Origin of the sequence: Streptomyces sp. NPDC059994 (genome assembly GCF_042737755.1) — a bacterium.
In the GTDB taxonomy this organism is placed as follows: domain Bacteria; phylum Actinomycetota; class Actinomycetes; order Streptomycetales; family Streptomycetaceae; genus Streptomyces.
The window spans coordinates 17,790-30,299 of sequence record NZ_JBHWUR010000091.1; the positions used below are offsets into that span (position 1 = coordinate 17,790).

At 71.1% G+C, this 12,510-nt stretch carries 11 protein-coding genes and 1 tRNA gene; 4 read left to right on the forward strand and 8 right to left on the reverse strand.

From position 1 onward, the window contains the following. The first annotated feature begins 20 nt into the window (after positions 1–20). Positions 21–1,496, forward strand: a complete 1,476-nt coding sequence (locus tag ACFWA7_RS31125; RefSeq protein ID WP_385826445.1) for a cellulose binding domain-containing protein — start codon at positions 21–23, stop codon at positions 1,494–1,496. 185 nt (positions 1,497–1,681) lie between these two features. Here the strand turns inward: ACFWA7_RS31125 and ACFWA7_RS31130 are convergent, their stop codons facing one another. From ACFWA7_RS31130 to ACFWA7_RS31145, 4 genes are read right to left on the reverse strand one after another with little or no spacing between them, the layout of a single operon-like run. Then, a complete protein-coding gene (locus tag ACFWA7_RS31130) occupies positions 1,682–3,214 on the reverse strand; it encodes a glycoside hydrolase family 1 protein (RefSeq protein WP_385826447.1) in 1,533 nt (510 codons plus the stop codon). A 52-nt stretch (positions 3,215–3,266) separates the two neighbouring features. Beyond that, positions 3,267–4,142: a carbohydrate ABC transporter permease gene (locus ACFWA7_RS31135; RefSeq protein ID WP_385549357.1), complete on the reverse strand. Its 876-nt coding sequence runs from the start codon at positions 4,140–4,142 to the stop codon at positions 3,267–3,269. Continuing rightward, the gene (locus tag ACFWA7_RS31140) at positions 4,139–5,122 is read right to left on the reverse strand and encodes a carbohydrate ABC transporter permease (RefSeq protein WP_385549360.1); all 984 of its coding nucleotides are present in this window, start codon (positions 5,120–5,122) and stop codon (positions 4,139–4,141) included. Before ACFWA7_RS31140 ends, ACFWA7_RS31135 begins: the two co-directional genes overlap by 4 nt. Before the next feature lie 2 nt (positions 5,123–5,124). Beyond that, on the reverse strand, positions 5,125–6,489 hold the full coding sequence (locus tag ACFWA7_RS31145) for an ABC transporter substrate-binding protein (protein WP_385826449.1): 1,365 nt from the start codon (positions 6,487–6,489) through the stop codon (positions 5,125–5,127). Positions 6,490–6,731: 242 nt separating this feature from the next. On the opposite strand from ACFWA7_RS31145, the gene ACFWA7_RS31150 reads away from it, so the two are divergent. After that, on the forward strand, positions 6,732–7,772 hold the full coding sequence (locus tag ACFWA7_RS31150) for a LacI family DNA-binding transcriptional regulator (protein WP_385826451.1): 1,041 nt from the start codon (positions 6,732–6,734) through the stop codon (positions 7,770–7,772). 80 nt (positions 7,773–7,852) lie between these two features. On the opposite strand, the gene ACFWA7_RS31155 is transcribed toward ACFWA7_RS31150, so the two are convergent. The 4 genes from ACFWA7_RS31155 to ACFWA7_RS31170 all read right to left on the reverse strand — a co-directional run bounded on the left by ACFWA7_RS31155 (position 7,853) and on the right by ACFWA7_RS31170 (position 10,558). Then, positions 7,853–7,925: transfer RNA gene (locus ACFWA7_RS31155), tRNA-His, on the reverse strand. A gap of 144 nt (positions 7,926–8,069) precedes the next feature. Then, positions 8,070–8,672: an oligoribonuclease gene (gene orn, locus ACFWA7_RS31160; RefSeq protein WP_385549369.1), complete on the reverse strand. Its 603-nt coding sequence runs from the start codon at positions 8,670–8,672 to the stop codon at positions 8,070–8,072. A 5-nt stretch (positions 8,673–8,677) separates the two neighbouring features. Continuing rightward, positions 8,678–9,910, reverse strand: a complete 1,233-nt coding sequence (locus ACFWA7_RS31165) for a helix-turn-helix domain-containing protein (protein ID WP_385826452.1) — start codon at positions 9,908–9,910, stop codon at positions 8,678–8,680. Between the two features lie 387 nt (positions 9,911–10,297). Further along, entirely contained in the window at positions 10,298–10,558 is a 261-nt protein-coding gene (locus tag ACFWA7_RS31170) for a hypothetical protein (RefSeq protein WP_385549372.1), read from the reverse strand. A 514-nt stretch (positions 10,559–11,072) separates the two neighbouring features. On the opposite strand from ACFWA7_RS31170, the gene ACFWA7_RS31175 reads away from it, so the two are divergent. Together ACFWA7_RS31175 and ACFWA7_RS31180 are read left to right on the forward strand one after the other, a co-directional pair. After that, positions 11,073–11,594, forward strand: a complete 522-nt coding sequence (locus ACFWA7_RS31175) for a universal stress protein (protein ID WP_067159339.1) — start codon at positions 11,073–11,075, stop codon at positions 11,592–11,594. Between the two features lie 180 nt (positions 11,595–11,774). Beyond that, entirely contained in the window at positions 11,775–12,344 is a 570-nt protein-coding gene (locus tag ACFWA7_RS31180; protein WP_385549375.1) for a GPR1/FUN34/YaaH family transporter, read from the forward strand. Positions 12,345–12,510 lie beyond the last annotated feature (166 nt).

Consider the following 12,510-nt stretch of genomic DNA (forward strand, 5'->3'; position numbering starts at 1 on the left):
CCCAAAGGCAGGCGCACAAAATGACCCGCACTCACCGCCGCCGAGCGAGCGGCAAGACGAAGGCGATCGGCGCCGTGGTCGCCGCGGCCGTCATCGGCGGCGCGGCCCTCGCGCTCACCGGCACCGCCCAGGCCGCCTCCGTCGGCGCCGCGTACACCAAGACCAGCAGCTGGGGCGACGGCTACACCGGCCAGTACGTCGTCACCAACGACACCGGCAAGGCCCTCGCCGACTGGACCCTGGAGTTCGACCTCCCGGCCGGGACGAAGCTGTCCTCCCTCTGGAACGGCGAGCAGACCGTCAAGGGTCAGCACGTCACCGTGAAGCCCGCCGCCTGGGACAAGAACGGACTCGCCCCCGGCGCGTCCGTCACCGTCGGCTTCGTCACCAACTCCACCGGCACCGCCGGCGACCCCACCGGCTGTCTCATCAACCAGGAGAAGTGCTCGGCCGACACCGGCGCGACCCCCGCCCCGAGCGGCCGCCCCACCACCGCGCCGACCCCCACGAGCAAGCCGACCCCGACCGCCACGGCGACCCCCACCTCCCAGCCCACCCCGACCAAGAGCCAGACCACCACCCCCCAGCCCCCCACCACCGGCACCACCACCCGCTTCGCCCCGTACATCGACACCTCGCTCTACCCCGCGTACGACCTCGTCGACACCGCCACCAAGACCGGCGTGAAGGAGTTCCACCTCGCCTTCATCACCTCCGGCGGCGGCTGCAACCCGCTCTGGGGCGGTGTCAGCGATCTGAACAGCGACGCCGTCGCCGCGCAGATAGGCGCCCTGCGCGCCAAGGGCGGCGACGTACGCGTCTCGTTCGGCGGCGCGTCCGGCTCCGAACTCGGCCTCGTCTGCAAGAGCACCGCCGAGCTCGCGGCCGCGTACGGCAAGGTCATCGACGCGTACAAGCTCACCAAGGTCGACTTCGACATCGAGGGCGCGGCCCTGCCGGACACCGCCGCCAACACCCGCCGCGCGCAGGCCATCGCGCAGCTCCAGAAGTCCCACCCGGGCCTCGACGTGGCGTTCACGCTGCCGGTGATGCCGGAGGGCCTCACCCAGCCCGGAGTCGACCTCGTCGCCGACGCCAAGAAGAACGGCGTCGCCGTCTCGGCCGTCAACATCATGGCGATGGACTACGGCCCGGCGTACAGCGGCGACATGGGCGCGTACGCCATCCAGGCCGCGACCGCCACCCAGGCCCAGATCAAGGGCGTCCTCGGGCTCTCCGACGACGCCGCCTGGAAGGCCGTGGCCGTCACCCCGATGATCGGCGTCAACGACGTCAACACCGAGACGTTCAAGGTCGACGACGCCACCCAGCTGGTGGACTTCGCCAAGTCCAAGGGCCTGGGCCGGCTCGCCATGTGGTCCGGCGCCCGGGACAAGCAGTGCGCGGGCGGCGCGAAGAACTCCGCCGACCCGACCTGCTCCTCGATCGTCCAGGAGCCGCTGGCCTTCACGAAGGCCTTCGCCGCCTTCAAGTAGCCCGGCCCGGCTCCGCTCGGCCCAACCCCCGCGCGCGTCCCGCCGGTTCCTCCCCCACCCGGCCGGGACGCGCGCCTCTTGCGTACCGGTACGGGTACGAGGGCCCGGACGAGCACGAGCAGACCCAGCGCGGGCGCCGAGGGCGCCGGCGTGAGGTTCAGGGGCCCAGCCCGCCCTCGGGAGCCCTACGGCTCCCGAGGCAACTCCGGCAGCACTCCCGTCCGCGCCAGCTCCCCGTACCAGCGGGCGCTGGACTTGGGTGTGCGGGTCTGCGTCTCGTAGTCGACGTACACCGCCCCGAACCGCTTGCCGTAGCCGTACGCCCACTCGAAGTTGTCGAGCAGCGACCACAGGAAGTACCCCCGTACGTCCGCCCCGTCCCGCATCGCCCGCCGCACCGCCGCGAGGTGGCCGTGCAGATAGCGGATGCGGTCCGGGTCGTGCACCGAGCCGTCCGGGGCGGGCTTGTCGTCGTACGCGGCCCCGTTCTCCGTGATCATCAGCGGTACGCCCGGCGCCTCCCGGGTGTAGCGCATCAGCAGGTCGTAGAGACCGGTCGGGTCGATCGACCAGTCCATCGCCGTCAGCTCGCCCGGCGGCTGGTGGAACTGGACGGAACCGGCGCCGGGCCACGGTGAGTGCGCGCTCTCGCCGTGGCCGTCGGGCCGGGGTTCGCGCAGCTCAGGGCCGTCGCCGGGGCGATTGTCAGTGGCGGCCGATACAACTGAGGGTGTGTAGTAGTTGATGCCCAGCAGATCGAGGGGGTGCTTGATGAGGCCGAGATCGCCGTCGTGGACGAACGACCAGTCGGTGAGCCGCGCGGTGTCCCGCAGCAGATCGTCGTCGTACGCGCCCTTGAACATCGGTCCCGTGAACACCCGGTTGGCGAGCGCGTCGATGCGCCGGCACGCGTCCAGGTCGGCGGGCGACTGGGTGCGTGCCCTGACCGCGCTCGGGTTGAGGCTGATCGCCAGCCTGGCGGCCTTCGGCAGCGTGGCGCGCAGGGCCCGGGCGGCGAGCCCGTGGCCCAGGCTGAGGTGGTGCGCGGCCCGCAGCGCGGCCACCGGATCGGTGCGGCCGGGTGCGTGGACGCCCGAGCCGTACCCGAGAAAGGCGCTGCACCAGGGCTCGTTGAGGGTGGTCCACATATCCACCCGGTCGCCGAGGGCCTCGGCGACAAGCCCCGCGTAGTCCGCGAACCGGTGGGCGGTGTCCCGCTCGGGCCAGCCGCCCGCGGACTCCAACTCCTGTGGCAGGTCCCAGTGGTAGAGCGTGAGGGAGGGCCGGATGCCCTGCTCCAGGAGCCCGTCCACCAGCGCGCGGTAGAAGTCGAGCCCGCGCTGGACGGCGGGACCGCGCCCGGTCGGCTGCACCCGCGACCAGGACACCGAGAAGCGGTACGTGTCGAGGTTCAGGTCCGCCATCAGCCGGATGTCGTCCCGCCAGCGGTGGTAGTGGTCGACGGTGACGTCCCCGGTGTCCCCGCCGGACACCTTCCCCGGCGTACGGCAGAAGGTGTCCCAGATGGACGGCGTACGGCCGCCCTCGGCGACCGCGCCCTCGATCTGGTACGCGGAGGTGGCGGCGCCCCAGAGGAAGTCGGGCGGAAAGTCCGCGGGCGCGGGCGCGGGCGCGGACACAGGGACGGAGTCGGGCGCGGGGTCGGGCGCGGGCAAGGAGTCGGGCGCGGGCAAGGAGTCAGGCGTGGAGTCGGACATGGAAGCACTCCCATCGTGGTCGTGCGGACGGAGGTTGATGTGAGGCACCCGGTCAGCCCTTCACCGCGCCCTGCATGATCCCGCCCACGATCTGCCGCCCGAACAGCACGAACGCGAGGAGGAGGGGCAGGGTGCCGAGGAGGGCGCCGGCCATGATGACCGACTGGTCGGGGATGTAGCCGCGGCCGAGCCCGGTGAGCGCCACCTGGACCGTGGGGCTGCCGTTCTGGGTCAGGGCGATGATCGGCCAGAAGAAGTCGTTCCAGGCCATCACGAACGTCAGCATGCCCAGGACGGCCATCGCGGGCCGGGCGGCCGGGAAGACCACGTGCCACACCACCCGCCAGCTGCTCGCGCCGTCGACCCGGGCGGCCTCGATCAGCTCGGTGGGCAGCGCCTCGACGAGGAACTGCCGCATGAAGAACACCCCGAAGGCGCTCACCAGGGTCGGCAGGATCACCGCCTGGAGCTGATCGGTCCAGGACAGCTCGGCCACCATCATGTAAAGGGGGACGACACTGAGCTGCGGCGGGATCATCATCGTGCCGATCACCAGCAGGAGCAGCACGTTCTTGAAGCGGAACCGCAGCTTGGCGAAGGCGAATCCGGCGAGCGTGGAGAAGAAGACCGTGCCGAGCGCGATCGAGCCCGCCACGATCGTGGTGTTGAGCAGGGCCGTGCCCATGTTGGCGTCGGTCCAGGCGATCTTCAGGTTCTTGAAGAGGTTGCCGCCGAACCAGAAGGGTGGGGGAGTCTGGGCGAGGCGCTCGTTGGTGCGGGAGGCGGCGATCGCCGTCCACACCAGCGGGAAGAGCGAGCCCGCGGTGAAAAGGATCAGGATCGCGTACGTGAGGCGTCCGCCGTGCAGTTGACGCCCGGCGCGGTGGACGGAGCGGGGGGCGGCGGGGGCCGCGGTCTTGGCGTTCACGTCGTCTCCTTGCGCAGGGCGCGCGAGATGAGCCAGTTCGCCGCGCCGATCAGCAGCAGGATCAGGAACATCGTCCAGGCGATCGCGGAGGCCCGGCCGAGGTGGAGGTTCACCCAGCCCTGCTCGTACAGATAAAGGCCGAGCGTCTGGAACTGGTGGTCGGAGCCGCCCGTGGCGCCCGCGCCGCCGTTGAACAGCAGCGGCTCGCCGAACAGCTGGGTCGCGCCGATCGTCGACACGACGCAGGTGAACAGGATCGTCGGCCGCAGCGAGGGCACGGTGACGTGCCGGAACTGCTGCCAGCGCGAGGCCCCGTCGAGCGCGGCGGACTCGTACAGATCGGGCGCGATGGCCTGCATCGCGGCCAGATAGATCAGCGCGTTGTAGCCGGTCCAGCGCCACACCACGATCGTGGATACGGCGAACTGCGAGGTCCAGGTGCCGTTCTGCCAGTCGACCGGGCCCACGCCGAGCTGTCCGAGCGCCCAGTTGACCATGCCGTAGTCGCGCCCGAAGAGGAGCACGAAGACCAGGGTCGCGGCGGCCACGCTGGTGGCGTACGGGGTGAGGACGGCGACCCGGAAGAACATCGAGCCGCGCAGCTTGAAGTGGAGCAGATGGGCCACGCCGAGCGCCATCAGAAGCTGGGGGACGGTGGAGATGATGCCGATGGTGAACGTGTTGCGCAGCGCGTTCCAGAAGAACTCGTCCGACAGCAGTCGGGAGAAGTTGCGCAGCCCGACCCAGTGCATCTCGTTCGGCGCGGTCAGCTCGACCTGGTGCAGCGAGGCCCAGCCCGTATAGAGGAGCGGGAAGAGCCCGAACGCGGCGAAGAAGAGGAAGAAGGGCGCGACGAAGGCGTACGGACTCCAGCGCACATCGCGCCGGTAGCGCCGGCTGCGCCGCGCCCGCCGCCGCGCCTCGACGGCGTCGGCGGGGGCGGCGACGGGAGCGCCGACCGCCCCCGTGTCGCTGGTCACCGTCACTGGTCCAGCGCGTTGTCGATGGCCTTCACCGCGGCCTCCCAGCCCGACTGGGGGGAGCGGCCCTTCTGGTCGACCTGGAGCATGCCGACGTCGGCGAGGTTCTGCGCGATGATCAGGTCCTTCGGCCCGAGGATCTGCACCGGTGTGCCCTCGGCGGCCTTGGCGAAGATCTGCCCGATGGGTGCGCCGCCGAAGTAGGCGTGCTGGGCGCCGGAGACGGCGGGCAGGGCGTACGCGGCCCGGGCGCTCGGGAAGCTGCCGCGCTTCTCGAAGAGCGTCGCCTGCTGGGCCGGGGCGGTGAGCCAGGCCGCGAGCTCGGCGGCCTGGGCGCGGTGCTTGCCCGCCGACGGGACGACGAGGAACGAGCCGCCCCAGTTGGACGGCTTGGGCGCGGCCGCCACGTCCCACTTGCCCTTCCCGGCCTCGCCCGCCTTGTCCTGGATGTAGCCGAGCATCCAGGCGGGGCAGGACACGGTGGCGAAGGTTCCGTTGGCGAACCCCTGGTCCCAACTGGGCTGGAACTGCTGCAGCTTGGCGGTCAGCCCGTGGGTGGCGAACGAGGCCGCCGTGTCCCAGGCGTCCTTCACGGCCGGGTTCGACTTGTAGACGACCTTGCCGTCACCGTCGTAGTAGCGGGTGGCGCTGCTGCCGGTGATGGCGGCCATGACCCCGGAGGCGGAGTCCACGAACGCCGCCCCCTTGGGCGCCTTCGCCTTGAAGCGCTCACCGGCCGCCAGGTACTTCTGCCAGTCGCCCGCCCACAGCTTCCCCACGGCCTCCCGGTCGGTGGGCAGCCCGGCGGCGGCGAACAGGTCCTTGCGGTAGCAGATGCCCTGCGGCCCTATGTCGGTACCGAGGCCGACGGTCTTGCCGTCCTTGGTGGTGGCCTGCCCCCACTTCCAGGGCAGGAAGGCGTCCTTGTCGACACCCCGCACCTTGCCGAGGTCCTCCAGCCGGCCCGCCTGGGTGGCGGTGACTTCGGCGATGTTGTTGACCTCGACGGCCTGGATATCGGCGAGCCCGCTGCCGGAGCCGAGGTGGGTGAGCAGCTGCGGGTAGTAGTTCTCGTTCCGCTCGATCGACGTCTGCTTGATCTCGATGTCGGGGTGGAGCTTCATATACGCGTCGTAGAGCCCGGCCTCCTTGAGGCCGAAGGCGCCGAAGACGCCGACCGTGAGTGTCGTCCTGGCTCCGCCGCCCCCGCTGCCGCCGGAGGAGGACGAGCCGGACGAGGCGGAGTCCTTGCTGTCGCCGTCGTCGGCGCAGCCCGCGAGCAGCCCGGCGCCGAGCGCGGCGACGACGGCCAGGGCCGCGATCCGCCCGGGCGCGACCCGCCGGGTCGCACTTGTTCTTGTACGCATACGCATGGTGATCCTCCAACTGGCTTGCCGTGCAGAGCGATTGACGGTCAGTCGTGCAGTGGGGGATGGTGCGGAAGGTGTACGGATACCTAGGGTTGGGAGCGCTCCCAGTCGTGATGTGTTGAAGGGTGGCGACTGTCCGGGAGGGTGTCAAGGGAGCGGGCAAAGACAGTCCGCAACCGAGGTCCGGCTGTTAGTTTTCACCCGAGTTCCGCGATGTGCGGCGAGACGGGGAGGCAGGCATGAGAGCAGCTCACACGGTCCGGGGCCGCGGGGCCGGGCGGCCCACCCTTGAAGAGGTGGCGGCGCGGGCCGGGGTCGGCCGGGGCACGGTGTCGCGGGTGATCAACGGCTCGCCCCGGGTCAGCGACCGTACCCGGGCGGCCGTGGAGGCGGCGGTGGCCGAGCTCGGCTACGTCCCCAACCGCGCGGCCCGCGCCCTGGCCGCCAACCGTACGGACGCGATCGCCCTGGTCGTCCCCGAGACGGAGACGCGCTTCTTCGCGGAGCCGTACTTCTCGGAGGTCGTCCGGGGCGTCGGCCAGGCGCTCGCGGAGACGGAGATGCAGCTTCTGCTGACCCTGGTGGGCAGCGACCGGGAGCGCCGCCGGCTCGCCCAGTATCTGACGGGCCATCGGGTCGACGGCGTCCTGCTGGTGGGCGTGCACGCGGACGACCCGCTGCCCGAGCTCCTGGAGCAGCTGGACATGCCGGTGGTGATCAGCGGCCCGCGCTCCGAGGACGAGCCGCTGGCCTCGGTGGACTCGGACAACTTCGCGGGGGCGCGGGCGGCCGTGGCCCACCTGGTGGCGCGCGGGCGCCGTTCGATAGCCACGATCACCGGCCCCCTGGACGTGTACGGGGCGCGCCGCCGCCTCGACGGCTACCGGGCCGCCCTCGCCGAGGCCGGGCTGCCCGCCGCCGCGCACCTGATATCCCCGGCGGACTTCACCGAGGAGGGCGGCCGCCGGGCGATGGCCGATCTGCTGGGCCGGGCCCCGGAGGTGGACGCGGTCTTCGCGGCCTCGGACGTGATGGCGTCCGGCGCCCGGCAGGTGCTGCGCGAGCGCGGCCGCCGGGTCCCCGAGGACGTCTCCCTGGTCGGCTTCGACGACTCGGCGATCGCCCGCCACATGGAGCCGCCGCTCACCAGCGTGCGCCAGCCGATCGAGGAGATGGGCCGGGCGATGACGGAGCTGCTGCTGGCCCAGATCGCGGCGGGCGAGCCGTCCCGCCCGCGGCTGGTGCTTCCGACGGAGTTGATCGTCCGGGCGTCGACCTGACGCCGGCGCGCGCCGCGCGTACGACCGCGTACGACGAAGAAGGCCCGGTCCGCCGAAGCGGACCGGGCCTTCCCGATCAGGGTGAGTAACGGGACTCGAACCCGCGACATCCTGGACCACAACCAGGTGCTCTACCAGCTGAGCTATACCCACCATGCGTGACCGGACTGTTGTGGTCTTGGAAGGCCCCTGGGGGCTTTCCTACCGGCCGAGAAAAAGTGTACAGGGTCCGGGAGGGTGCTCGCGCACATGTTTCGCGGCCCCCTCCCGGGGCGCCCGCGGAGATCGCCCGAAGGGTTATTCCGCAGGCAGGACGTGCTTGGCCGCGATCGACTTCGCCGTGTCCGAGTCCGGGCCCGGCTGGGCGACGAAGATCGCCTCGCGGTAGTAGCGGAGCTCCGCGATGGATTCACGGATGTCCGCGAGCGCGCGGTGGTTGCCGTTCTTGTCCGGACTGTTGAAGTACGCCCTCGGGTACCAGCGGCGGGCGAGCTCCTTCACCGAGGAGACGTCCACGATCCGGTAGTGGAGGTACTCCTCCAGGGCCTGCATGTCGCGCGACAGGAAGCCGCGGTCGGTGCCGACCGAGTTTCCGCACAGCGGTGCCTTGCCCGGCTCCTTCACATGCTCGCGGACATACGCCAGGACCTGCGCCTCGGCGTCGGCCAGCGTGGTGCCGCCGGCCAGCTCGTCGAGGAGCCCGGAGGCGGTGTGCATGTCGCGCACCACCTCCGGCATGGTCTCCAGCGCGGCGTCCGGGGGACGGATCACGATGTCCACCCCTTCACCGAGCACGTTCAGTTCCGAGTCGGTGACCAGGGCGGCCACCTCGATAAGTGCGTCGTCCGCCAGCGAGAGCCCGGTCATCTCGCAGTCGATCCACACCATGCGGTCGTTCATGCGCCTCAGCCTACGGGGCCGCTCCGCTGCCCCGGCAGACTCGGACGCATATAACCGGTGGCGTAGAGCTCCGAGACGGACTTGCCCGGGTCAGGCGGCGGCGCGTGCGAGATCGCCGCCGGACCGACCATGGCGCTCGCCGCCGCCGTGCGCCGGGACTGCGGCAGGGACTGCGGCGGCACCGTCTCCAGGGTCGGCGGACCTCCGGACGGCTCCGCCTGCGGCCGGCGCGCCCGGTACGCCGCCCGGTAGGACGCCGGGGACGAGCCGAGCTGGCGGCGGAAGTGCCCGCGCAGCGCGACCGGCGAGCGGAAGCCGCAGCGGCCCGCGACCTCGTCGACCGAGTAGTCCGACGTCTCCAGGAGACGCTGGGCCTGGAGTACCCGCTGGGTGATCAGCCACTGGAGCGGGGCCGATCCGGTCAGCGAGCGGAACCGCCGGTCGAACGTACGGCGTGACATGTACGCGCGAGCGGCGAGGGTCTCCACGTCGAACTGCTCGTGGAGGTGCTCCAGCGCCCAGGACACGACCTCGGCCAGCGGGTCGGACCCGATCTCCTCGGGTAAAGACCTGTCCAGATAGCGCTCCTGGCCGCCACTGCGCCGCGGCGGGACGACGAGCCGGCGCGCGAGGGCTCCGGCGGCATCGCTGCCGTGGTCGGTCCGCACTATGTGCAGACAGAGATCGATTCCGGCCGCCGTGCCCGCCGACGTGAGGACGTCCCCGTCGTCGACGAACAGCTCCCGCGGGTCCACATGGACCGACGGATAGCGCTTGGCGAGCGTCGGCGCGTACATCCAGTGCGTGGTCGCCGGGCGGCCGTCGAGCAGCCCGGCGGCGGCGAGGACGAACGCCCCGGTGCAGAGGCCCACGATGCGGGCCCCTTCTTCGTGCGCCCGGCGCAGTGCGTCGAGCGCGGCCGCCGGTGGCGGCGAGGTGATGGACCGCCAGGCGGGCACCACCACGGTGCCGGCCCGGTTGATGGCCTCCAGCCCATAGGGCGCGGTCAGTTCGAGCCCGCCTGTGGTCCGCAGGGGGCCCTCCTCTCCGGCACAGACCAGCAGGCGGTAGCGGGGTACGCCCGCGTCCTGCCTGTCGATCCCGAACACGGAGAGCGGAATGGAGCTCTCGAAGATGGGGCCGCCACTGAACAGCAGTACGGCTACGACTTCCCGGCGTCGACGGCCGGCGAGCTTCCTTGTGGCCTCCGGTGATGCGGCAGCGGAGTCCTGGCTCATTTTGCTAAGCCCCCCTCGGTGTTCGCGGCTCCCCGTTCTTGTCGGGCTTGTCGCTCCTGCACTTTTCCCCTTGGTTTCGCACGAGTCCCCCAGCCTTCGATACGCATGATCGAATCTACTGCGTTCTGTGGCGTCGGCGTGACAAGTCCGGTACTCAGCGCTATGTCGACTTGGCAACTTGGCGCGAAGCGTTCGATCACGAAGGGTTTCATCCGGGGCGCCCGTAGGGAAGTGGGCGTCGCATGCATGGCCCGTACCCGTATGGCCAAAGCCGCCACCCCTGCCCGTTTTCCGCTGGTGGCAAGGGGGTTGGCAGGCCATTTCGGGCAGGGCAGAGGGGGGAGGGGAAGTTGGCTGAAAACATACGGGTCCGTGTGTGCGAACGCGTCAGTCCAACGGCGAACTTTCGCCGTTTGCCCGCTTGCGCCGGTGCCGGCCGGGCCCCGGCCGCGCGGCCGCCCGCTCGGACTGCCGCAGCAGCAGCCGGCAGACCGCGGTGACCGCCGCGAGTCCGAGCGCCGAGCCGGCCGCCCCGGCGAACGAGGAACCGTAGACGACGAGCACCACGGGCACCAGGACGCAGCTGAACGCCGCCCAGCGCACGACGTCGCCCGCACGGTCCCCGGCAACTGCGGCGGGCGCCCGCACGCGGTGCGCGCCCCCGTTCGCACTCCCCTCGGCGCGCGGCGGCCGTCCGGCGTGCGCGGGTGCGCCGGGCCCCCGGCGGGCGTACGCGGCCCGGGGGGAGCCGCCGGGCGGAGTGGGCTGGGAGGCGTCCTGGGTGAACGGCGGGGCGGGCACGGGCATGGACTCCCTGGGGGTCGGAACAGCGTCGGAACGGCTGCGTCTCTAACGGGCGGGTACGCGTTCCGGTCACTGCGCGTACACAGTGGGGCCACAGCCGGAGCACAGCCGGGATGTCACCGAAGTGGATCGAACGTGCACAGAATGATGAAGAAGGGACCTCTGTACCGGCCATCGGCCATTGCCATCCGGGGCGGGCTCGTGCATGCTCCGGGGAACGCCGTGCAGCATCGGCGGCTCTGGGCAGGAGAGGAGTGTCGCCGTACCCTTGGGGGTATGGGCTTGGGAAGATGATTCCCGGACACAGCTCCGCCGCCAACTGTCGCCCTCCCATGAGGATCCAAACGCCGAGACACCCATGGCCGGTCAAGAATTCCCCGAACCCGCGGACCGCAAGCAGGTAGCCGACCCGACGTCGGACCTCCAGGCGGCAGAAGAGCCACGTCTGTCCTGTGACCCCGCCTTCCGGCATGGAGTGGTGGTCGGTTTCGACGGCTCCACGTCGAGCGAGCGCGCCCTCGCGTACGCCATCGGCATGGCCAGACGCTCCGGTTCCGGTCTGATCATCGTGCATGTCGCCAACCGGCTGCCCACCACCGTGTGGGCGGGCTGTGAGCCGCCGGTCTTCGTGGACGTGCCGGATCACCGTACGGAAGTGCTCGGCCTGGAGCTCGCCTGCGCGGACTATCTCGCCGAGGTCTCCTGGATCCTGGTCGAGCGCGGTGGGGACATCTGCCACGAACTTGAAGAAGTCGGGCGCGAGTACGCGGCGGACGCGATCGTCGTCGGCTCCACGCACGGCATCGTCGGCCGGATCTTCGGCTCGGTCGCCGGACGTCTGGCGCGGCGCGCCCAGCGCCCCGTGGTCGTCATTCCGTGACCCGGATCCCGTAACCCGTCCGTGTCCGTTTGTTGTCCCTGCTGAGACGCCGTCAACTTCCTTTGTTCCAGGGCGAATCTACCCTCCGGTAGGGGGTGGATTGTGCCCTTGTGAAGGGTACATAAGGGTCGCTGGGAAGCAGCACGACTGCAGCACAACTGCACATGAAGGGAGCCCGCCGTGGACCACGAAGCCCCCGCGGGAAGCATCACTTCCACTCTCGGCCACCTCGCACTCGGACTCACCCTGCTCGCCTTCGGCCTCGGCACCACCAAGGTCGTCGACGGCGTCACCGTGGCGGACGCCGTGTCGATCGCGACCTATGTCGGCGGTATCGGCCTGTTCGTCCTCGGGATCGTCGCGTTCCGTGACCAGGACGCCTTCACGGGTACCGCGTTCGCGGGCCTGGGCGCCTTCTGGTTCACCTGGGCGAGCGGCGCGGACTCCAAGTTCTCGACCAACGCGGCAGGCCTGTTCCTGCTCCTGTTCGGGCTCCTCGCGCTGAGCCTGGCGGCGGGCTCGGCGGGCTACGGACCCATCCGGCAGGGCTCCTACGCCCTGCTGTTCGTCTCCCTGGTGCTCCTCGCGATCGCCGACTTCGCCACCAACGACGGCCTCGCGAAGGCCGGCGGCTGGGTGGCGGCGGTCGCGGGCGCCGTGTCCTGGTACGGGGCGACGGCGGGCCTGGCCAACTGGCCGACGGCGGTTCCGCGACGCGCTGCCGGCCGGGGGGTGACGGCCGCCGGCTAGGCAGCCGCAGGCCGGTGCGTTGGGCGGCACCGGCAGGCAGGGGAGCGGGCCCCCCCCCCGGGGGGGGGGGGGGGGGGCCCGTGGGGGTGGGTGCGGGGGGGTGGGGAACCGCCGGGACCGCCCGACAAAAAGAACCAGTAGGAGGTAGCCCCGGTTGGGGGCGGGT

Bases quoted from the DNA above. Each gene is read 5' to 3' on its own strand.
- ACFWA7_RS31145 (WP_385826449.1), bottom strand. From the start codon at position 6,489: ATGCGTACAAGAACAAGTGCGACCCGGCGGGTCGCGCCCGGGCGGATC.
- ACFWA7_RS31130 (WP_385826447.1), bottom strand. From the start codon at position 3,214: ATGTCCGACTCCACGCCTGACTCCTTGCCCGCGCCCGACTCCTTGCCC.
- ACFWA7_RS31165 (WP_385826452.1), bottom strand. From the start codon at position 9,910: ATGAGCCAGGACTCCGCTGCCGCATCACCGGAGGCCACAAGGAAGCTC.
- ACFWA7_RS31150 (WP_385826451.1), top strand. From the start codon at position 6,732: ATGAGAGCAGCTCACACGGTCCGGGGCCGCGGGGCCGGGCGGCCCACC.
- ACFWA7_RS31125 (WP_385826445.1), top strand. From the start codon at position 21: ATGACCCGCACTCACCGCCGCCGAGCGAGCGGCAAGACGAAGGCGATC.
- ACFWA7_RS31175 (WP_067159339.1), top strand. From the start codon at position 11,073: ATGGCCGGTCAAGAATTCCCCGAACCCGCGGACCGCAAGCAGGTAGCC.
- orn (WP_385549369.1), bottom strand. From the start codon at position 8,672: ATGAACGACCGCATGGTGTGGATCGACTGCGAGATGACCGGGCTCTCG.